Source organism: Deinococcus carri, assembly GCF_039545055.1.
Taxonomy (GTDB): domain Bacteria; phylum Deinococcota; class Deinococci; order Deinococcales; family Deinococcaceae; genus Deinococcus; species Deinococcus carri.
In genome coordinates, this window is record NZ_BAABRP010000005.1 from 24786 (window position 1) to 45143 (window position 20358).

The window sequence follows — 20358 nt, forward strand, 5'->3', positions numbered from 1 at the left end:
CACTGCTCCGGGGACACTCGCACTTGCCCCCTCCTCCCCCAGACGGGATGCTGCGGACACGAAGGATTCCTGCGCCTGCGCGTCTCACGGTGACCGCACAGAATGCAGGTCAGAATGGGGACTGACATGAGACAAGACCGCGTGACGACACTGCTAGGAGCCGCGACCCTGCTGGCCCTGGGGACAGCGGTGGTGCTGGGCCTGCGTGCGCCGCTGGACGTGAATCAGGGGTCACTGGTGCGCTTGATGTTCGTGCATGTGCCGAGCGCGTGGCTGAGCTACCTGGCCTACGGCGGCACCGGCCTCTTCGGGCTGCTGTATCTGCTGACGCGGCAGCGGCGCTGGGACCGGCTGGCGATGGGCAGTGCCGAAATCGGCGTGCTGTTTACCCTCTCCACCATCGTGGGCGGGATGCTGTGGGCCAAGCCGACCTGGGGCGCGTACTGGGTGTGGGATGCCCGGCTGACCACCACTGCGCTGAGTCTGGTCGTGTACGGCGGTTATCTCCTGATTCGCGGCCTGATAGACGACCCCGAGCGCCGGGCGCGGGTGGCGGCGGTCATCGGCCTGGTGGGCACCTTGTATGTCCCCATCAACTACATGGCGGTGGAATGGTGGCGCGGTGTGCACCAGACGCAGACGCTGCGCCTGCTGGGCAAACCGAGTTTCGAGGCGGCCCCGATTTACGGCTGGGTGCTGCTGGCGGGGACCGTCGCCTTTACCCTGCTGTACGTCTACCTGCTGCGCGTGCGCGGCATCCTGGCCGCCCGCGAGGAAGCCCGCGAGGAACGTGAACTGATGGAAGACCTCGCCCCGCTGGAGGTGGCGCGTGGATAAGTACGCCGGATACGTGGTCGTGGTGTACGTGGTGACGTTCGTGCTGCTGGGCGCGTACCTCGCCTGGATGTGGCTGAAGTTGCGGACACTGCGCGAGGAGGACCGCGAATGACGCCCGCCGCGCCCCTCCCGCGGGCCAGACGGCGCAGGCGCAATCCGCTGCCCATCGTGCTGGGCGTGGTGGCGCTGGTGGCGCTGACCGCCTTTATCGCCTTCGGGAACCTGGGCAAGAGCCTGGAATACTTCGTGACTCCCACCGAGTACACGCAGCAGCGTGCCGAACTGGAAGGCCGTCCCCTCCGTATCGGCGGGCTGGTCAAGGCCGTGCAGTACAACCCGCAGACACTGGACCTGCGGTTCAACGTGACCGATGGCGGCGCGACGTTCCCGGTGCAGTACCGCGGTGCCGTCAGCGACCTGTTCAAGGAAAACCAGGGCGTGGTCGTGCGCGGCGAGTTCCAGGGCAACACCTTCCACGCCTCCGAACTGGTCGTGAAGCACAGCGAGGAATACCACGTGCCCCAGACGCAGGCCGAACTCAAGGACCTGCTGAAGCAGAGTGAGTGATGAGGCATGAGCCATGAGTGATGCGTTGTTCCCGCGTGGGCAGGCGCTTACCCCGTCTCTGCCCCAATCCCTGCTCCGAACCTGCCCCCCCTCATCCCTCATCACCCATCCCTCATCCCTTTCCCTATGCTGAACCTGATCTCCTTCCAGGCGAGCGCGCTCGGCGCACTGGGCCAGCTCGCGCTACTGGCGGCCCTGGCCTTCACGCTGGGCGGGACGTGGCTGGCGGCGGTGGGTGGACTCCGGGCCGACACGCGGGCGACCGAGGCGGCGCGGCGGGCGGTGTGGGCCGTCTTCGCGCTGATGAGCCTCGCCATCCTGACGCTGATGGCAGCGCTGCTGCGCGACGACTTCAGCGTGCGGTACGTGGCCGAACATTCCATGCGGACCTCCCCGACCTGGGTGAAGGTGACGAGTCTGTGGGGGGCGCTGCAAGGCTCGATTCTGCTGTGGGCGTGGCTGCTGGCCGCCTACGCCTTCGTCCTGAGTCTGACCGTGCGGCGGGACGCGCTGCGGCCCTGGTCGCTCGGCGCGATGTTCGTCAGCCTGCTGTTTTTCGTGGGCGTGTGCGCGAGTATCGCCAGCCCCTTCATCCCGCTCGCGCAGATTCCTGCCGACGGTCTGGGGCCGAATCCCGCGCTGCAAAACCACTGGATGATGGCCGTTCACCCGGTGCTGCTGTACCTGGGCTTCGTGGGGCTGAGCGTGCCCTTTGCTTACGCGGTCGCCGCCCTCGTCACGGGCCGCTTATCTGACCACTGGGTCGTGGTCACGCGGCGCTGGACGCTGGTGGCGTGGGCCTTTCTCACCGCCGCCATTGTGGCAGGGGGCTGGTGGAGCTACGAGACGCTGGGCTGGGGCGGCTACTGGGCCTGGGACCCGGTGGAGAATGCGTCCTTCATTCCCTGGCTGCTGGTCACGGCCTTCCTGCATAGCGTCCAGATTCAGGAGCGGCGGGGGCTGATGCGCTCGTGGAACGTGTGGCTGGTTGTGCTGGCCTATGCGAGCACCGTGCTGGGCACCTTCCTGAACCGCTCGGGCATCGTGCAGAGCGTCCACGCCTTCGCGGGGGGGCCGGTGGGGCCGGTGTTCCTGGGCTTCCTGGCCTTCCTGCTGGTCGTGGGCATCGCGCTCGCCGCCTGGCGTGCCCCGCACCTGCGCGACGAGGCCGACCCGCCCGCCCCGGTCAGCCGCGAGGGGGCCTTTCTGGCGGGGAACTGGCTGTTTCTGGTGTTCGCGGTGATGGTGCTGGTGGGCACGCTCTTTCCGACCCTCGTGGAGGCGGTGCAGGGACGGCGGGACGCTTCGGTGGGTCCGGCCTTCTACAACGCCTTCGCCATTCCGCTGGGGCTGGGCCTGCTGCTGCTGATGGGCGGGGGGCCGCTGCTGCCCTGGCGGCGGGCGGACGGGCAGAGCTTCTGGCGCGCGCTGCGGCCCCTGCTGCTGGCGGGGCTGGGGGCGGCGCTGGTGGCAGGGCTGCTGGGCGTGCGGGCCTGGGGCGTGCTGGGAACGATGGCTCTCAGCGCCTACAATCTCGTCGGCCTGGGGCTGTTGACGGCGCGGGCGGTGAAGCAAAGGGGCGGGGGGCTGGCTGGGCTGGTGCGCGAGCAGCCCCGGCGGTACGGGGCCTACCTCGCCCATGTCGGGCTGATTGTGGTGGCGCTGGGCATCGCCTTCTCGGGGACGTACAAGCGGGACGCACAGGCCACGCTGAATGTCGGGGCGGCCCCCGTGAAGCTGCTGAACGAGACACTGGCCCTGCAAGGCACCCGCAAGGACGCCAGGCCTTACGGGCAGTCGGCAGTGGCGCGGGTCCTCATCGACGGGCAGCCCTTCGAGGCTCGCATGAACACCTATGTGCAGGCAGGCGGCACGGCCTTCCCCGCGCCCGCCGTGCGCTACGGCCTGCTGGGCGACACGTATCTGGTAGTGACGGCCTTCGACCCGCAGGGCAAGTGGGCCAGCGTGCGCCTGATCGAGAGTCCGCTGGTGTCGTGGATCTGGTGGGGCACCCTAATCGTGGTGCTGGGGGCGGGGCTGACGCTTCTTTCCCCTCTTTCCCCCCGGCGGGCGACGGCGCGCGTGCCGACCCTGCGGACGGCCCCGGCGACCGACTGAAGTTCCAAGCGAGATGACCTATGACTGAGATGCCTTCCCCTCCCAACACCGCTGCCCCGGCCCCGCTGTGGCGGCGTCTGCTGCCCCCTCTGATCGCCGCCGCGCTCGTCGCGGTGCTGGGGGCCGCCCTGCTGAATCCCTCCCGGAATGCGACCGATGGCGGGCCGCTCATCGGGAAGCCCGCCCCCGAGTTCACCCTGCAAAGCCTCGACGGCACGCGGGTCAGCCTCGCAACGCTGAAAGGCCGCCCGGTCGTGCTGAACTTCTGGGCCTCATGGTGCGGGCCGTGCCGCGAGGAAGCGCCGCTGTTCCGCGAACTCAGCACCAGGCAGAGCGGACAGGGCCTCGCGGTGGTGGGCATCCTCTTCAACGAGACGAAGGAGCAGAACGCCCGCGACTTCATCCAGGAATATGCCCTGGCCTATCCCACGCTGAAAGACCCCGGCATCGACACCGGCGTCAACTACGGCGTGTCGGGCGTTCCCGAAACCGTCTTCATCGACAAGGACGGCATTGTGCGCCACATGGACCGGGGCGGCCTGACGCGCGAGCGGCTGAATGTGGGGCTGACGAAAATTGGGGTGCCGGCGCTGTGAGGGGGGACGCGGTGCGCGGTGCGCGGGAGGCGGGAAGGGCGCTGGCCTGCTGCCTTCTGCTCGCCGTCTCGCCTGCCCTGGCGGCTGCCCCCAGCCTCACCCCCCAGCAGCAGGCGCAGGCGGTAGCGGTGGAGCGGAATCTGCGCTGCCCGCTGTGCGATACGGGGGAATCCATCGCGGAGTCGCGGAGTGACATCAGCGCGAAGATGCGCGAGTCGGTGCGCGAGCAGGTGGCGGCGGGGCGGAGCGAGGGGCAAATCTACGACTACTTCGCGCAGCGGTACGGCAATTTCGTGCTGCTCGACCCGCCGAAGACCGGCCGCAACCTGCTGCTGTGGGGGGCACCCCTCGCGGCGCTGGCCCTGGGAGGCGCGGCGCTGTGGGGCTTCCTGGGCCGCCGTCGCCCGGCGGGTGAGGCCGCCCCCGCTGCCAGCCCGACCCCCGACGAGCCGTTCGACACCTACCTCGCGGAGGTGCGGCGCAACACGGGGCAGGAACGGACGCGGCGGGACGGAGACAGGGCATGATTCTGAGCCTGACGCTGCTGGCCCTGATTCTGCTGGTATCGCTGTGGCTGGTGCTGGAGCCGCTGCGGGCCTCGGCCCCCAGCGACCCCGACGCGGCGGAACGGGAACGTCTGACCACCGAGCGCGACCGCCTGTACGCCGAACTCGCCACGCTGGAGGACGAGAAGCGCCGCCCCGACCTGGAACGCCGCGCGGCGCTGACCCTGCGGGCGCTGGACGCGCTGCCGCCCGCGCCGCGCCGGGGGGGCCGCACGCGCACGCTGGCGCTGGCGGGCGTGGCCGTCGCGGTGCTGGTCACGGTGGCGGGGGCACTCACCTTCGTGCCGCGCTGGCAGCTCGCGTCGCTGAATCCGGGCGAGGCGCGGAACGTCCAGAACGTGCTGGCCCTGCCCGACCTGCGCCGCAAGGCCGAGGCGACGGGGGGCAAGGCCGCGTACATCGCCTGGGGTCAGGCCGCCTTCGACAGCGGGCAGTACGACCAGGCCGTCACCGCCTACGGCAACGCGCTGAAGCTCGACCCCCGGCAGCCGGAGGCGCTGCGCCGCCTGGGCATCCTGCTGCTGACGCGCCCCGAGCAGACCGGGCAGACGGTGAAGCCGGAAGAAGCGCAGCAGGCCTTCCTCCTTATCCGCACGGCGGCGCAACTCGCCCCGCAGGAGGCGGAATCGCAACTGCTGCTGGGCTTCGCGCTGGCCCGCTTCGGGCAGGACGCGGACGCCCTGACGGCGCTGGAACGCTACCGGACGCTGGACCCGGCGGGCCGCGACGCCGACGAACTCATCACCGCCATCCGCGCCCGCCAGAACGAGACGGACCCCGGCCTGCGGGTCTACGCCGCGAGCTGCGCGAGCTGCCACGGCCCGACGGGAGGCGGCGGCCTCGGCCCCAGCCTGCGCGTGTCCACGCTGACGCGGGAAGCCATGCGGGGCATCATCCTGCACGGCCAGGGCGCGATGCCCGCCTTTCCCGACCTGAAGCCTACCGACCTGAATGCCCTGCTGGACGTGCTGGAACGCTGGCACAAGGCAGGCCAGTGAGCCTCAGCCACCGCAAGCTCAGCCGCCGCGCCCTGCTCGAACGCTGGTGGGTGCTGCCAGTGGCGGGCACGCTGGGGGCCTTCGGGTATATGGGCTGGTACGCCTCGCGCGTGACCTTCGGGAAACGGAAGGTGGGAGAGCCGGACTTCCAGCCGGGCGAGGCCGTGCGGGTGGCGGGCTTCGGGGCCTTCCGGCCGGGGGTCTGGACGGCGGTGCCCTTCACCTACGCGGGGCGACCCTGCCTGGCCCTGAGCGTGCCCCAGCCCGTGCCGGGCGGTCTGACCCTCGGGGGGCCGAATCAGGACAGTCCGGGGAGCTTCGTGGCCTACTCGCGGGTCTGCACCCATCTGGGCTGCTCCGTGAATCTGGTCCGCGACCCGGAGGTGCTGGCCTTCGCGTACAACTACCGGCCGCCGAGCGACGCGCGGCACCCCCAACTGGGCTGCCCCTGTCACTTCAGCGTGTTCGACCCCCTCCAGGCAGGCGAGGCGGTGTTCGGCAAGGCGAACGCACCCCTCCCCCGTGTGCGGTTGGAGGCACGGGGCGACGGCCTGTACGCGACGGGCATCGAGCCTGCGCCAGCGGCGGGAGGGTGATGTGGTGGGCCTGACCTACACGCGCGGCGACCTGGCCGCCGCCTCGGCCGTCCTGACGGCCACGGCCTCCCGGCTGGCCGAACGGGGCGAGGCCCTCTGGCCGCTGGCGAGCCTCACACCCGAGCGGCTGGCCCAGCACTACCCGGCGGAAGGCTGGCGCGTGGCCTGGCAGGGCGGTCAGGCGGTCGGCACCTTCGTGCTGCTGGACCGTGACGCCCTCTTCTGGCCGGAGGACCCCCCCGGCGAGGCGCTGTACCTGCACAAGCTCGGCATCCACCCGGACGCGCAGGGCCAGGGCCTCGCCCACCGGCTGCTGACGGAGGCCGCACGGGAAACCCGTGAGGCCGGGTGTGCCTTCCTGCGCCTGGACACGGCCGCCAGCCGCCCGAAACTCCGCGCGCTGTACGAGTCGGCGGGCTTCCGGGCGGTGGACGAGCGCGAGGTGAAGGGCTTCCGGGTGGTGCGCTACGAGTTGCCAGTGGCCGACTCCGCACCCTGAAGCCCCGCTGTCCCCGCATTGCGCCTCGCCACCTCCGCGCGGACGGCGGGGGCGACCTCGGTGCCGAAGAGTTCGATGGCTTTCATCATCTGGGCGTGGGGCAGGGTACCCACGCTCATCTGCATCAGGAACCGCTGGTGGCCGAACAGGTCGTGCTGGAAGAGGATTTTCTCGGCGACCTGCTGCGGGTCGCCCACGAACAGCGCGCCGCGCAGCGAGCGGTCCCCCTCGAAATGGGCACGGGTCATCGGCGGCCAGCCACGCTCACGCCCGAGCTGGTTCATGACCTCCGCGTGAACGGGATAGGCCAGGTCGGCGGCCTGCTGCGAGGTGGGCGCGATGAAGCCGTGCGAGTTGATGCCCAGCGGCAGGTGGGGATGCCCGGCGGCACGGGCGGCCTCCCGGAAGAGGTCGGCGAAGGGCACGAAGCGCTCCGGCATCCCGCCGATGATGGCGAGCGCCATCGGCAGGCCGAGCATTCCCGCCCGCCGCGCCGAGGAAGGCGTGCCGCCCACCGCGAGCCAGATGGGAAGATGTTCTTGCAGGTGGCGCGGATAGACCCCCTCGCCACGGAGCGGAGGACGGGTGCGGCCCTGCCAGAAGACGTGTTCGTGGTCGCGTGCCCTCAGCAGCAGGTCCAGCTTCTCGGCAAACAGGGCGTCGTAGTCGGCGGGTGCCCCGCCCAGGAACAGCGGAAAGGACTCCGCGAAGGACCCACGCCCGGCCATGATTTCCGCCCGCCCACCGGAAAGCAGGTCCAGCGTGGCGAACTGCTGGTACACCCGGACGGGGTCCTCGGTGCCCAGCACCGTCACCGCACTCGTGAGGCGGATGTTGCGCGTGCGCGTGGCGGCAGCGGCCAGCACGATGGCGGGGGCCGACACGAGGTAGTCGGGCCGGTGGTGTTCCCCCACGCCGAACACGTCCAGGCCCACCTGGTCGGCCAGTTCCATCTCCTCCAGCAGGTCTTTCATTCTCTGCTCGGGGCTGACGGTGAGACCAGTAGCCGGGTCGGGCGTGCGTTCCGCGAAGGTGTAGAGGCCGAGTTCGAAGGGGCGGGGTTCGGGGGAAGGGGTCGGGGCCGTCATGGGTTCTCCTGGGTGCAATGAGAGTGTCTTGCTGTTCCCCGTTCACTCTGAAGGGCGGACGCACCAGCGTTGTCTCCCTTTCTGCTGGGGAACTTTAGAGATGCGCTGCCCCTTCCCTCCCGTATGCTGGGCGGCGTGCTGACGAACGCTTGTTTGACCGGTGGGGCCGCCGCATGAGCGCCGGGATGTTCCGCCCGCGCAGTGTGCTGTTTGCGCCGGGCAACCGCGCCGACCTGATTGCCAAGCTGCCCCGCGCCCAGCCCGACGCGGTCGTGATTGACCTCGAAGATGCCGTGCCGGGCACCGAGGAGGCCAAGGCCGCCGCCCGCCCCATCGCCCGCGACGCCGCCCGCGACCTGATTGCCGCCGCGCCCCACCTGGCCGTGTTCGTGCGGGTGAACGCGCCGCACTCGCCCTTCTTCGCGGACGACCTGGCCGTGCTGACGCCGGAACTCGCGGGGGTGGTGGTGCCCAAGCTGGAGTCGGCGGCGGACGTGGGGCGGGTCGCGGAGGCACTGGCGGCGCGGGGGCTGGACCTGCCCATTCTGGCGGGGCTGGAAACGGGCGCGGGGGTGTGGAACGCCCGCGAAATCATGGTGCCGCCCGTCGCCTGGGCCTACTTCGGGGCGGAGGACTACACGACCGACCTGGGGGGCACGCGCACCCCGGGCAATCTGGAGGTGCTGTACGCCCGCTCGCACGTCGCGCTCGCCGCGCGGCTGGCGGGAGTCCACGCGCTTGACATCGTGGTCACGCGTCTGAACGACGAGGCCGCCTTCCGCGAGGACGCCGAGCAGGGCCGCGCCATCGGCTACGGCGGGAAGCTGTGCATTCACCCCGCGCAGGTGCCCCTGGCCCACACCATCTTCGGCCCCACCGACGCCGATGCCGGGCGCGCCCGCCGCCTGCTGGCCGCCGCCCATGAGGCCGCACAGGAGGGCCGGGGAGCCTTCTCCTTCGAGGGGCAGATGGTGGACGAGCCGATGCTGGCGAAGGCGCGGGCCATCCTGCACGCGAGAGGCGAACAGGCAGAAGGGTAACGTCCCACCCAGCCTCTCTACGAGTCCCCGCAAGGAGCGAGGAGAAAAAGAGCGTGCCTCCCCCTCCCCTCACCCCCAACCCCTAACGCCTTACCCCTCCCCAGGAGGCCCCCATGAACGACGACCTCAACCGCCCGCAGGGCCGCTACTTCGAGGAACTCACGCCCGGCACGGTCATCCGCCACCGCGTCACGCGGACCATCACCGAGGCCGACAACGTGTTTTTCACGACGATGACGATGAACCCGCAACCGCTGCACCTCGACCGCGAGTACGCCGCTGCGACCGAGTTCGGCCAGCCGCTGGTGAACAGCATGCTGACCCTCAGCCTGCTGGTGGGCCTCAGCGTGCCGGAGCTGACGCTGGGCACCCTGGTCGCCAACCTGGGCCTGACGGACGTGGTGTTCCCGAAGCCCGTCTTTCACGGCGACACCATCCGCGCCGAGTCGGAGGTGCTGGAAGTCCGCGAGAGCAAATCCCGCCCGAGCGCGGGCCTGGTCACGGTCGAACACCGTGCGGTCAACCAGCGCGGCGAGGTGGTGGCGCGCTGCAAGCGGACGGCGTTGATGCAGAAGAAGCCGTCAGCCATCAGCCGTTAGCGGTCAGCAGAGGAGGAAGCCTCAGCGGGTGCTGGGGCTTTTTGCCGTTCGCTGACGGCTGAAAGCCACCGCTCCCCCTCACGCCGGGTCGTACCAGTTGCGCTCCCAGCGGTGGGCGTGCAGCTTCCGCACCTGTTCCTCGGGGAGGCCCTGGCCGTCGGCGAGGGCGGCGTTGCGTTCCACGTTGCGGACCGAGCGCATCCCCACGATGACGGTGCTGACGGCGGGGTGGCTCAGGACGAAGCGCAGGGCCGTTTCGGGGAGCTGCGCGGTGGTGATGCCGAGGTCAGTCTCGATGGCGCGCAGGTGGTCCTGGAGTTCGGCCTTGCGGTCGCCGCCGAAGTAGCCGCTGCGCCAGTCGCCGTCCGGAAAGGTCGTGCCGGGGGTGATGTTGCCGGTCAGGCTTCCCTCGTCGAGCGCCACGCGGACAATCACGCCCACGCCGTTCGCGTGGCAGGCGTCCAGCAGGCGGTCCTGGGGCGACTGGTCGAACACGTTGTAGATGACCTGCACCGTCTCCACCACGCCCTGCTCGACGGCGCGAATGCCATTTTCGGGCTGGTGGTCGTTGATGGAGATGCCGAAGTGACGAATTCTGCCGTCGCGTCTCAGTTGCGCTACGGCGTCCTGCCAGTCGCCCTGGCCCAGCCAGGAGTCGTTCCAGACGTGAAACTGCTGCACGTCCACACTGTCCAGACCCAGGTTCGCCAGACTGCGCTCGGTGCAGTCGATCACGTACTCGCCGGGAAAGGCCTGATCGGCGGTGGTCGCGGGGGCCGCGGGCCACTGGCGGTTTTTGGGCGGAATCTTGGTGGCGACGATCACGCCCGGCCGTTCCCGCGCGACCTGCCCGACAAGCTGCTCGCTGTGCCCCTCACCGTAGGCCAGCGCCGTGTCGATGAAGTTGCCGCCCAGGTCGAGGTAACGGCGCAGGGCTGCGAGGCTCTCGTCGTCCCGGGCACCCAGCCACTGCACTCCGCTGATGCCCCAGGCCCCATACCCGATCTCGCTGACGTAGAGGCCCGTGCGGCCCAGGGGACGTTTGTGCATGGTCATAGTGACGACGCTACGCCCCGGCAGGCGGCCGCAACATGAGGAAGAGGTTCAGCGAACAGTGAGCACCCCCGGATAGCCTTCCCGCCACCCGGCCTCGTCACGCGCACCCAGGTCATCCGGGTTGAGCCACCTGAGCGGCACGAAGCCCAGGCGGGCCGGGACCGTGGCGGCCAGGACTTCAGCGTCTCCCTCTTCTCCTTCCAGCGCCGCGAGGAGCCACTTCGCGAGGTCGGACGTCAGGTCTCCCGCCTCCCGCGCCGCTGCCACGCTCTGGCGGCTGCGCTCCAGGGCAACCCCGGGGCCGGGAGAGCCGTCGGGAAACAGGCCCTCCTCGTCCAACAGCTCGTCCAGGCCGAGGGGGTCTTCACTGAGCGCGGTGAAATCGAGGCTCAACCAGCAGTCGCCCGCGCGGTAGCCCCGCACGACCAGGGTGCCCCCGTCTTCCCCGTACTGGTACGCCCACACCTGAGGGGCTGCCGCTATCAGCGTCTCCCAGTCGGCCCAGGGCACCAGCAGCACGCTGGCCTGCCCACCTTCGCCGTCGGGGACGGGCAGGACCACACCCATTCCTGCCGTCTTCAGCAGGAGAGCCGCAGAAGCAGGGGGCTGAGGAACCCACAGGACCGCCGTGAACTCCGACATGCCCTGATTCTAGGAGGCGAGGAGACAGAGCGGAGATTTTTACACTCGCCATCCTTCTATACGTTTTACTTGACATTTGTTAGGCGAATGGACAGAATGCCTTCCAAGAGGCTCCCCATGACCCCAGATTCCCCCACTCCCCTGATCCCGGCCCGCTCCTGGGCCATCATCGACTCGACGCTGCGGGAGGGCGAGCAGTTCGCACGCGGGAACTTCAAAACGGGGGACAAGATTGAGATTGCGCGGCTCCTCGACGCCTTCGGGGCGGAGTTCATCGAGGTGACGACGCCGATGGTGGGCGCACAGACGGAGGCCGACATCCGCCAACTGACCTCGCTGGGCCTGAATGCCCGAATTCTAACCCACGTGCGCTGTCACCTGGAGGACGTGCAGCGGGCGGTGGACCTGGGCGTGGACGGGCTGGACCTGCTGTTCGGCACCAGTTCCTTCCTGCGCGAGTTTTCCCACGGCAAGAGCATCGCCCAGATCATCGACACGGCCTCGCAGGTGATCGGCTGGATCAAGCAGAATCATCCCGGCCTCCAGATTCGCTTCAGCGCCGAGGACACCTTCCGCTCGGAGGAGGCGGACCTGATGGCCGTGTACCGCGCCGTCTCCGACCTGGGCGTTCACCGCGTCGGGCTGGCGGACACGGTGGGCGTCGCCACGCCCAGGCAGGTCTACACGCTGGTCCGCGAGGTCCGCAAGGTGATTCACGACGAGTGCGGCATCGAGTTCCACGGCCACAACGACACGGGCTGCGCCGTCTCCAACGCCTATGAGGCCATCGAGGCGGGGGCCACCCACATCGACACGACCATCCTGGGGATAGGCGAGCGCAACGGCATCACGCCTCTGGGGGGCTTCCTGGCACGGATGTTCACCTTCGACCCGCAGGGCCTGATGGACAAGTACAACCTGGAACTGCTGCCCGAACTCGACCGCCTGATCGCGCGGCTGGTGGACCTCCCCATTCCCTGGAACAACTACCTGACCGGCGAGTTCGCCTACAACCACAAGGCCGGGATGCACCTCAAGGCCATCTACCTGAACCCCGGTGCCTACGAGGCCATTCCGCCCGGCGTGTTCGGGGTGGGCCGCCGCATCCAGGCGGCGAGCAAGGTGACGGGCAAGCACGCCATTGCCTACAAGGCCCGCGAACTGGGCCTGCACTACGGCGAGGACGCCCTGCGCCGCGTGACCGACCACATCAAGGCCCTGGCCGAGGAGGGCGAGCTGGACGACACGCATCTGGAGCAGGTACTGCGGGAGTGGGTGCGGGCGTAAGGACAGTGATGAGCGATGAGGGTTGAGGGATGAGGTGACGCACGCGCGGTTTGAGGACCTCATTGCGTGGCAGAAGGCGCGGGTACTGGCGCGGGAGATTTACCGGGTGACGCGGCAGGGGCGGTTTGCCGCCGACCGGGGGCTGAGCGGGCAGATACAGCGGGCCGCCGTGTCCATCATGTCCAACCTCGCGGAAGGGTACGAGCGGGGCCGAGCGAGCGAGTTTCATCAGTTCACGAGCATCGCCAAGGCCTCCTGTGCCGAGGTCCGCTCCCAGTTGTATGTCGCGCTGGACGTGGGCTACCTGACGCCAGATGAGTTCGGCTCCCTGATGGATCTCGCCGAAGAGGTCGGTCGTCTAACAGGCGGCCTCCGCGCCTCCCTGGAAAGAAAGCTACGCTCGGGAGCATGACGCCCCCCCCTCATCCCTCATCGCTCATCCCTCATCCCTACTCCGTCTTCACCCCTGGCGGCAAGACCGTCGCCGTCTTCCCCAACGCTTCCGGCGACCTCCAGGCCAGGGCTGCCGCTGCCGGGGCACCGCTGAGCGTCTTCGTGGAGGCAGCGGACATGACGGGCGTTTCGCTGCGGGTGTTCACGCCGACCCAGGAGAAGGGCAGTTCGGATTCCGGGGCGCTGGCGGCCCTCGCCTTCCTGCAAACACAGGGCGGGCTGCTGGATGTGATGGATGTGCGGATGGGCGGCGAGGTCACGCCCGCGCAACTGTGCGGCGGCGAGTGGCTGCTGCGGCAGGGAGACGTTCGGGTGACCCAGGCTCCGGCAGCGGACCTCTCCCCCCTCGGCCTTGAGGTGAGGAGCGTTCAGGTCGCCTCGGCGGGCCGCCCGACTCTGGTGGTGGAGGTCGCGGACCTCGCGGCGCTGGAAGCCTTTATGCCGGATGCGGAAGCGGTCGCGGCCGTGAACCGAGCGACGGGCACGACGGGGCTGGTGCTCTATACGCCAGGCGGCCCCGACCGGGCGGAGGTCAGTTTCCGCGCCTTCGGCCCGCTGAGGGGCTTTCTGGAGGATGGGGCGAGCAGCAACATGTTCGCCTGCCTGGTGGGCGTGCTGGGGGCAGGGGGACAGCTCCCCACCGACACGAATATGCTGCGGGGCGCGCAGCGGAGGCCGGGTGCCCCTTCGCGTCTGACGGCACAGTTCACGGCGGCACCGGACGGCGCGGCCGACGTGTGGGTGGGCGGCCGGGCGGAGCGGCTCAGCCCGTGACGGCCCTGACCGACCTGCGGCGGGACGCTTCCGCCTCGGCGGTCACGGCGGGCTTCGTGGCGGTGGTGGTCGGCGCGGCGAGCAGCATCGGGCTGCTGGTGGGGGCGGCGCGGGACTTCGGGCTGACGCAGGGGCAGACCGTGAGCTGGGTGCTGAGCTGCTACCTCGCCATCAGCGTGTCGGGCTTTGCGCTGACGTGGCGGCACCGCGCCCCGGTCAAGATGGCCTGGACCACACCGGGCCTCGCGCTGGTCGCGTCGCTGGCCGCCTCGCACGGCATGCACTACGCCGAGGTGCTGGGGGCCTATGTGCTGAGCGCGGGGCTGATGACGGGGCTGGGCATCACGGGGGCCTTCGAGCGGGTCACGGCGCGGATTCCCGCATCGCTGGCGAATGCGCTGCTGGCCGGGGTGCTGCTGCCGTTCGTGCTGGGGGCGTTCCGGGTGCTGCCGCAAGCGCCGCTGCCGGTGGGCGGGATGCTGCTGGTGTTTCTGGCGGGGCGTGCCCGCTTCCCGCGCTGGGCGGTTCCGGCGGCGCTGCTGGCGGGGGCGGGGCTGTCGCTGGCGGCAGGCGCGGTAGGGCCGCTGACGGGCGGCGGCCTGGGCACCCTGGTCTGGACCACACCCGAATTCAGCCTGCGCGGCGTGCTGACGCTGGCGCTGCCGCTGACGGTGCTGAACCTCGCCTCGCAGCAGCTGCCGGGCGTGGCGGTGCTGCGGGCCTGCGGCTTTGCGCGGGTGCCGACCTCGCCGCTGGTCACGTGGTCGGGGGTCGCCAGCCTGCTTTCCGCGCCATTCGGGGCGCACACCACCACCCTCGCGGCCATCACGGCGGCCATTGCGGCGGGCGAGGAATCGCACAGTGACCCCGAGCGGCGCTGGGTCGCGGGCCTCAGCGCGGCCTTCTTCTACCTGATGCTGGGCGTGTTCGCGGGGTGGGTGGTGGGGGCGGTGGGGGCGGTGCCTGCGCCCGTGGTGGCGGCCATTGCGGGGTTGGCCCTCGTCTCGACCACTCTAGCGAGCGTCACGGCGGCGCTGGCCGACGAGCGGGGGCGCGAGGCCGCCTTTCTCACGCTGGCGGTCACGGCGAGCGGCGTGACGTTCCTGGGCGTGGGGAGCGCGGTGTGGGGCCTGCTACTGGGCGGTGGGCTGGGCTGGGTGCTGGGGCGGCGGCGCGCCTGATTGCCGCTGGAAGCTGGCATGGGCTTTCTGTGCCGCCTCCCGGCCAGGCCGTCCCGTAGGCTGAGGCATGCGGAACCTCTGGGGAAGGCGGGGGCACGCCCTCATCGATTACGGCACGGCCCCCGCGCTGGCCTACGCCGCACGCCGGGCGGGCCTGGGCCGCCGGCCCCTGCGCTGCGCCGACACGTTCGTGGGGCTGATTCTGCTGGCCGTCACGACCACGCGCACGCCCCTCGGGGTGGTGCGGGCCGTGCCGTTCAGGTGGCATGGACGGCTGGAACTGGCAAGCGTGTTCGCGCAGCTCGCCCTGCCGTGGCTGGCGGGCTTCGCGGGGGACAGGCGCGCACGCAGGTTCTTCCTGGGCTTTGCCGCGTACAACTTCCTGGTGTGGTGGACGACGGACTGGGCGGCTCAGGAGTGATGCCAAATTGCGTTGATTCCAAGGAATCAACCGAGCGAAGCGAGAAGCAAAAAGGACGGGGTTGCGGAGATGGAACCGCCCAGTGTCCAGAGCCGCCTCTGGACACGCTTTCAGGGCGGGCAGGAACATCTGGTGGTTTTCCAGATGTTCTGGAATCGAAGCAACCCCGTATGACACGGGCCGCCGCAGCCGTCCTCTAGACTGCTCCCCATGAACCTCGACGCCATCCGGGCGCAGTTTCCGCCCCTGGCTGCTGGCCGCGCGTACCTCGACAACGCGGCGGGCGGTCTGCTGCCCGCGCGGGCCATCGCCGCCATCACGGACCACCTCACCCGCTTCGGGGCCACCAACGCGATGCCGGGGCACCTGCCGGGGCGCGACGTGCTGGCCCTGAAGCACCGGGCGCGGGAGGCCACCGCCCTCTTCCTCAACGCGAACGCGGAAGACGTGGCCCTGGGGCCGAGCGCCACGGCCCTGGCCTTCCGGCTGGCGGCGGCCTTCGCGCGGCTGTGGGGGCCGGGCGACGAGGTGATTCTCAGCGGCCTGGAACACGAGGCGAACGCCAGCCCCTGGCGCGAGCTGGAGCGCGTGGGCGTGAAGGTCCACGTCTGGCACGCCCGGCAACCCGAAATGCACCTGCACCCGGACGACCTCGCGGCGCTGCTCTCGCCCCGCACGCGGCTGGTGGCAGTGACGGCGGCGAGCAATGCCTTGGGCGTGAGGGTGGATATTCCGGCCGTGGCGGCGCAGGTGCGGGCAGTGGGAGCCTGGACGGTGGTGGACGCCGTTCACGCCGCGCCGCACGCCTTCCCTGACGTGCAGGCCTGGGGCGCGGACTTCGTGACCTTCAGCCCCTACAAGGTCTGGGGGCCGCACCTGGGGGCACTGTGGGTGTCGCCGGTACACCGCCCGCACCTGCCCTGGCCGCGCCTGAGCTTTGTGCCCGAGGGCGATATCACGGGTCTGGAACACGGCACGCCGCAGTTCGAGCTGCTGGCGGGGTGGCTGGGCACGCTCGACTACCTGCGGGAGCTGGGCGGGCACGAAACGCTGAGCCGCGCGGCGCTGGAGGCCGCCTCCGCCCGCATCGCGGAACTGGAGCAGCCTGTCGCGGAACGCCTGCTGTCCGGCCTGCTGAACACCCCCGGCGTCACCGTCTATGGACCCCACGCCATGCCGGGCCGCGTCGGCACCGTCGCCTTCCGCGTGGAGGGCGAGGCCCCGGAACTTACCGCCTCCCGGCTCTCGGCGGAGGGGGTGGACGTGGCGGCGGGGCATTTCTATGCGGTGCAGCCCCTCACGGACCTGAGCCTCTACCCGCAGGGCGTGGTGCGGGCCAGCATCGCGCACTACACCAGCATGGAGGACGTGGAGCGGCTGCTGGCGGGCCTCTGAAACCCAGACCCAGGGTTGCTCTGACCAATGGTGCGGACAGTTTCATAACCTTCTGGACCTTTTCAGCGTTGGGACGGCGTTGCCGTCCACCCCCCTCCCCAACCCCTCCCCCGCAAGGGGAGAGGGGCTTTTTGCGCCCCGCACGCCATTCTCGAATACATCTCTCCCAAGAGGATGCAAAACTGTCCGCACCATTGCTGACAGCCTGTTCGAAAAGGTTCCTGATGGAAGGCGAAGTGCGCTGGGAGGTCGTGCCCGTTCCCCCCTCTCCTGCGGAGCTGTACCAGCCCCAGCCTCCCCCCTTGAACGCTTGATGTGCGACAGCGGGTTAGGGTAAGGCCAGAAGGTCAAGGTGGGCACCCAGCGGACAACCCCAGGCGGCATCAAGCCAGAGCAAGAGGTGATGGGCGGCGATTGTGGCACTCAGGCGCAGCCACCAAGTCTATCAGGCAGTGACTATCAGTCAGTACAGTGTGGTCAGGACGGTCGCGGCATCAAGAACTGGCGTCACAACCTGGCACCTATTGATACCGGCCGCTGTTCTTTCCCTGTACATCAAGCGTTCAAGGGGAGACAGCTCCTGTCCCCGGCTCCCACTCCGGGGAACTGTCAGTGAAGCTGGACGAACACGTCCAGACCCGGACTTTGCGGTGGCCCTGCCCCTTTGGCCGTCCCTTCAACGTCAAGGCATCCTCAAGACCGACTGTGCCTCCTGCACGGCGGGCCGCCGTACCCGGCCGCTAGCCTGCCCGCATGTCCCGTCTTTCCCGCAACCGCACTCTGCTGCTCGGCCTGGGTGCACTGGTCCTGGGCACCACCCTGACCGCCTGCTCGGGCGCGGGCGCACAGGACACCCTGAACCGCGCCATCAGCACCCGTGGCCTGAACGTGGCGACCGACCAGCGGTACGGCCCCCACGAGCGCAACGTGCTGGACGTGTATGCCCCGGCCGACGCGCGGAATGCCCCGGTCGTGCTGTTCGTCCACGGCGGTTCCTGGCAGGGGGGGGACAAGGCCGGGCACAAGTTCGTCGGGGAGAGCCTGGCGCGAGCCGGGTACGTGACGGGCGTGATGAACTACCGCCTCGCGCCGGAAAACCGTTACCCGACCTATGTGCAGGACACCGCCGCCGCCCTGAAGTGGCTGCGCGACCACGCCAAGAGCTTCGGCGGGGACCCCGACGACCTGTTCGTGACGGGGCACTCGGCGGGGGCCTTCAACGCGGTGGAGGCGGTGGACAATGCCCGCTGGCTGCGCGAGGCGGGCGTACCCATCAGCGCGGTGCGGGGCGTGATTGGCATCGCGGGGCCGTACTCCTACGACTTCCGGCAGTACCAGAGCCGCGTGGCCTTTCCTGAGGGCAGCACCCCCGACGAGGTGATGCCCGACCGCCACGTGCGCCCGGACGCGCCGCCGCACCTGCTGCTGGTCGCCGCCAACGACACCACGGTCCACCCGCAAAACGGCCTGAACATGGAAGCGGCCCTGAAGCGGGCGGGCGTGCCTGTCATCCTGACCGTGATCCCGCGCGTCAACCACATCACCATCGCCGCGGCGCTGGCCCGGCCCCTGACCTTTCTGGGGGGGACGCGGCAGGCGGTCACCGACTTTATCGAGGCGCACCGGCTGAAGTGAGGCTAAGCTGAGGGAGTGCGCCCTCAACAGCTGCCCCACCCTTGGAAAGGGCTGCTGGTCGCCGTCCTGGGTTTCCTGACTGTTTGGGCGCTGTGGCCGCTGATCTGGCTGGGCCTGAGCTTTCCGCGCCTCAGCGGGCAGGAACCCGACACGCCCGCTCTTTTCGCAGCGGCTCCCCGCGTTTTCCTCACCGGAGCGGTGGTGAAGGTCAGTGGCCCGGCGGGGGCGGTGCCTGGGCGTTATCTGCTGCGTTCTCAGGAACGGCTGGACGACCATCTGGCTGCCCAGGGCTGGACCTTTACCGACCAGATGGGCGCAGGGCGCTTCTACCAGCAACCGGGACACCGCCTGACAGCCACGTGCCGCCTCTATACCCGTCACTTCAGCGTGTGTCAGGTCAGCGCGCCGGAATGACAGCCTGTTCCCCAGCCGCACCCGTCGGCACCAGTTGCCGCCAGCTCTGCACATTCCCCACCTGCACGGTCACGAAGCGCTCCAGCGCACGCCACAGGGCCGGGCGCTGGTCGTGGGGCACCGGACTCTCCATGCTGGCGCGCACGCTGCGGCGCACCACGCTTCGCAGGAAGTCCAGGCTTTCCGGGGGGTAGGCGGGCAGGCTGGCGCAGGCCGCGCAAAGAAGCTGGCCGCCCAGCGGGTCGGGATGTTCCGGATTCGCGGTGCCGCAACGGGCGCAGCGGGCCGTCTGCATCACGAAGCCCGCCAGGCCCAGCAGCTTGTAGCTCATGACCAGGGCCACCCACTCGGGGTCGGGCTGATGCGAGACGCCGCGCAGGGCACCCGCGAACAGCTCGAAGGCCTGCTCGCTGAACTCGCCCTCCTGAAACAGGGCGTCGGCGAGTTCGGCCATCAGGTGCGCGAAGGCGTAGCGCTCCGGCTCGGCCAGCCGGGGCAGCGCCCCCTCCAGCACCGCCTGCTGCACCGTCGCCAGGTCGGCCTGGGGCGTCTGGTACACCTGCACGGCCACATGGTGAAAGAGGTTCAGGCGGCTGGACAGGGCACCCCGCACGCCCCCGCGCGCAATCGCCTTGACCTTGCCCTGCGGCGTCAGCAGCGTCACGATGATGTCCCCGGCGGGCGTCACGCGCCGCCGAAGCACGATGCCGCTGCGGTTGGCACTGCGCGACCTCATAGAAACCGCCTCACGAGGTCAGTCTAGGGCGGCCACGCTGGAAAGAGGGGGCGGTGCGGCACGGTTGCGGGGGAGCGGTCAGCCTTCAGCTCTCAGCCGTCAGCGAAAGGAAGGCCACGGGAGCTTGGGCTGAACGCCAGGGCGGTGCCCAGAAAGGTTCGGCAACCTTTCTGGGCCGAACGAAGTGAGAAACCGTGATAAGGGCGGCGCGCAGTGGAGTTGCTGCCCAGGACGCGCGGCAACGTAACGGCGTGCCGCCCTAACGCTCACGGCTGAAAGCTCCCCCACCTTCACCCACCTCGCCCCCCCGGTACACTCGCCCCATGAGTGACTCCCGCCCCAAGAATCACAGCGCCCGCGACATGCTGCGGGAACTGTTTCCGGAATCGTACCGGGAACTGTTCGGCGAGAGCGGCGCGGCGGAAAGCCCCCTCACGCTGGGGCTGTACGCGGTGGCCGACGGCCGGCTGGCGCTGGTGCATGGCGACCAGCTCGCCGAATTCACGCCGCTGGACCCCAGGGGGCACAACGCCCTGCACTGCGACCTGTGCCACTACACCCGCTCGCGCAGCGAGGCCGCCATCTACCGGGTGGTGGTGGGCGCACGCCGGACCCGCTACGTGACCCTGTGCCTGGGCACCGAAGCCTGCCAGAAGCGGGCAGGCACGCAGGCCCTGGCGCACCTGGCCGGGCGCATCTTTCCTATTGAACGGCTGTACGTGGACTGATACCGACTCCGATGGAATCACTTCGTCAACGATTCCATCGGAGTCGCGCGAGAAGGAGCAAAACGGGTTCCGTCTGAGCGGGGAGCCTGTCCCTGAACCGTGGACGGCAACGCCAGGCCTGCCCTACGTTGG

24 protein-coding genes are annotated in these 20358 nt (G+C 69.7%); 20 read left to right on the forward strand and 4 right to left on the reverse strand.

Features of this window, described 5'->3' with window-relative positions; translation table 11 throughout:
• The first annotated feature begins 126 nt into the window (after nt 1-126).
• The 9 genes from ccsA (at nt 127) to ABEA67_RS08555 (ending at nt 6777) form a co-directional block, all read left to right on the forward strand.
• The gene (gene ccsA, locus ABEA67_RS08515) at nt 127-837 is read left to right on the forward strand and encodes a cytochrome c biogenesis protein CcsA (RefSeq protein ID WP_345463813.1); all 711 of its coding nucleotides are present in this window, start codon (nt 127-129) and stop codon (nt 835-837) included.
• On the forward strand, nt 830-949 hold the full coding sequence (gene ccmD, locus ABEA67_RS08520) for a heme exporter protein CcmD (protein ID WP_345463816.1): 120 nt from the start codon (nt 830-832) through the stop codon (nt 947-949). The genes ccsA and ccmD overlap by 8 nt, the downstream gene beginning before the upstream one ends.
• A complete protein-coding gene (ccmE, locus tag ABEA67_RS08525; RefSeq protein ID WP_345463819.1) occupies nt 946-1404 on the forward strand; it encodes a cytochrome c maturation protein CcmE in 459 nt (152 codons plus the stop codon). Before ccmD ends, ccmE begins: the two co-directional genes overlap by 4 nt.
• Nucleotides 1405-1530: 126 nt before the next feature.
• Nucleotides 1531-3522, forward strand: a complete 1992-nt coding sequence (locus ABEA67_RS08530; RefSeq protein ID WP_345463822.1) for a heme lyase CcmF/NrfE family subunit — start codon at nt 1531-1533, stop codon at nt 3520-3522.
• Nucleotides 3523-3542: 20 nt separating this feature from the next.
• Complete coding sequence (locus ABEA67_RS08535; RefSeq protein ID WP_345463825.1) at nt 3543-4118, forward strand: TlpA family protein disulfide reductase; 576 nt, start codon at nt 3543-3545, stop codon at nt 4116-4118.
• 11 nt (nt 4119-4129) lie between these two features.
• Nucleotides 4130-4645: a cytochrome c-type biogenesis protein gene (locus ABEA67_RS08540; RefSeq protein WP_345463827.1), complete on the forward strand. Its 516-nt coding sequence runs from the start codon at nt 4130-4132 to the stop codon at nt 4643-4645.
• The gene (locus ABEA67_RS08545; RefSeq protein ID WP_345463830.1) at nt 4642-5682 is read left to right on the forward strand and encodes a c-type cytochrome; all 1041 of its coding nucleotides are present in this window, start codon (nt 4642-4644) and stop codon (nt 5680-5682) included. The genes ABEA67_RS08540 and ABEA67_RS08545 overlap by 4 nt, the downstream gene beginning before the upstream one ends.
• The gene (locus ABEA67_RS08550; protein WP_345463833.1) at nt 5679-6278 is read left to right on the forward strand and encodes a Rieske 2Fe-2S domain-containing protein; all 600 of its coding nucleotides are present in this window, start codon (nt 5679-5681) and stop codon (nt 6276-6278) included. Before ABEA67_RS08545 ends, ABEA67_RS08550 begins: the two co-directional genes overlap by 4 nt.
• A 1-nt stretch (nt 6279) precedes the next feature.
• Nucleotides 6280-6777 (forward strand): GNAT family N-acetyltransferase, encoded by a 498-nt coding sequence (locus ABEA67_RS08555; RefSeq protein WP_345463836.1) that lies wholly within the window; start codon nt 6280-6282, stop codon nt 6775-6777.
• Here the strand turns inward: ABEA67_RS08555 and ABEA67_RS08560 are convergent.
• Nucleotides 6744-7865 carry an LLM class flavin-dependent oxidoreductase gene (locus ABEA67_RS08560; RefSeq protein WP_345463839.1) on the reverse strand — a complete coding sequence of 374 codons (1122 nt, stop codon included), beginning with the start codon at nt 7863-7865 and terminating at the stop codon, nt 6744-6746. The genes ABEA67_RS08555 and ABEA67_RS08560 overlap by 34 nt on opposite strands.
• A 173-nt stretch (nt 7866-8038) precedes the next feature.
• On the opposite strand from ABEA67_RS08560, the gene ABEA67_RS08565 reads away from it, so the two are divergent.
• Entirely contained in the window at nt 8039-8905 is an 867-nt protein-coding gene (locus ABEA67_RS08565) for an HpcH/HpaI aldolase/citrate lyase family protein (protein ID WP_345463842.1), read from the forward strand.
• Between the two features lie 113 nt (nt 8906-9018).
• Entirely contained in the window at nt 9019-9504 is a 486-nt protein-coding gene (locus ABEA67_RS08570) for a MaoC family dehydratase (RefSeq protein ID WP_345463845.1), read from the forward strand.
• A gap of 78 nt (nt 9505-9582) precedes the next feature.
• Here ABEA67_RS08570 and ABEA67_RS08575 read toward each other — a convergent pair whose 3' ends face one another.
• Both ABEA67_RS08575 and ABEA67_RS08580 read right to left on the reverse strand, forming a co-directional pair.
• Nucleotides 9583-10554, reverse strand: coding sequence for an aldo/keto reductase (locus tag ABEA67_RS08575; protein WP_345464281.1), 972 nt, complete (start codon nt 10552-10554; stop codon nt 9583-9585).
• 54 nt (nt 10555-10608) lie between these two features.
• Nucleotides 10609-11202, reverse strand: coding sequence for a hypothetical protein (locus tag ABEA67_RS08580; RefSeq protein ID WP_345463848.1), 594 nt, complete (start codon nt 11200-11202; stop codon nt 10609-10611).
• 117 nt (nt 11203-11319) lie between these two features.
• Between ABEA67_RS08580 and lysS the strand changes: the two genes are divergently transcribed.
• The 8 genes from lysS to ABEA67_RS08620 all read left to right on the forward strand — a co-directional run bounded on the left by lysS (nt 11320) and on the right by ABEA67_RS08620 (nt 18762).
• Nucleotides 11320-12489 (forward strand): homocitrate synthase, encoded by a 1170-nt coding sequence (gene lysS / locus ABEA67_RS08585; RefSeq protein ID WP_345463851.1) that lies wholly within the window; start codon nt 11320-11322, stop codon nt 12487-12489.
• Between the two features lie 34 nt (nt 12490-12523).
• On the forward strand, nt 12524-12901 hold the full coding sequence (locus ABEA67_RS08590) for a four helix bundle protein (protein ID WP_345463853.1): 378 nt from the start codon (nt 12524-12526) through the stop codon (nt 12899-12901).
• Nucleotides 12898-13716, forward strand: a complete 819-nt coding sequence (locus ABEA67_RS08595; protein WP_345463856.1) for a PhzF family phenazine biosynthesis protein — start codon at nt 12898-12900, stop codon at nt 13714-13716. Before ABEA67_RS08590 ends, ABEA67_RS08595 begins: the two co-directional genes overlap by 4 nt.
• Complete coding sequence (locus ABEA67_RS08600) at nt 13713-14897, forward strand: benzoate/H(+) symporter BenE family transporter (RefSeq protein ID WP_345463861.1); 1185 nt, start codon at nt 13713-13715, stop codon at nt 14895-14897. Before ABEA67_RS08595 ends, ABEA67_RS08600 begins: the two co-directional genes overlap by 4 nt.
• Before the next feature lie 67 nt (nt 14898-14964).
• A complete protein-coding gene (locus ABEA67_RS08605) occupies nt 14965-15318 on the forward strand; it encodes a hypothetical protein (RefSeq protein ID WP_345463864.1) in 354 nt (117 codons plus the stop codon).
• Between the two features lie 210 nt (nt 15319-15528).
• Nucleotides 15529-16713, forward strand: coding sequence for a cysteine desulfurase-like protein (locus ABEA67_RS08610; protein ID WP_345463867.1), 1185 nt, complete (start codon nt 15529-15531; stop codon nt 16711-16713).
• 753 nt (nt 16714-17466) lie between these two features.
• Entirely contained in the window at nt 17467-18348 is an 882-nt protein-coding gene (locus tag ABEA67_RS08615; RefSeq protein ID WP_345463870.1) for an alpha/beta hydrolase, read from the forward strand.
• A gap of 15 nt (nt 18349-18363) precedes the next feature.
• Nucleotides 18364-18762 (forward strand): hypothetical protein, encoded by a 399-nt coding sequence (locus ABEA67_RS08620; protein WP_345463873.1) that lies wholly within the window; start codon nt 18364-18366, stop codon nt 18760-18762.
• Here ABEA67_RS08620 and recO read toward each other — a convergent pair.
• On the reverse strand, nt 18746-19498 hold the full coding sequence (recO, locus tag ABEA67_RS08625; protein WP_345463877.1) for a DNA repair protein RecO: 753 nt from the start codon (nt 19496-19498) through the stop codon (nt 18746-18748). The genes ABEA67_RS08620 and recO overlap by 17 nt on opposite strands.
• 323 nt (nt 19499-19821) lie before the next feature.
• On the opposite strand from recO, the gene ABEA67_RS08630 reads away from it, so the two are divergent.
• Nucleotides 19822-20226: a hypothetical protein gene (locus ABEA67_RS08630; RefSeq protein ID WP_345463880.1), complete on the forward strand. Its 405-nt coding sequence runs from the start codon at nt 19822-19824 to the stop codon at nt 20224-20226.
• Nucleotides 20227-20358: the final 132 nt, after the last annotated feature.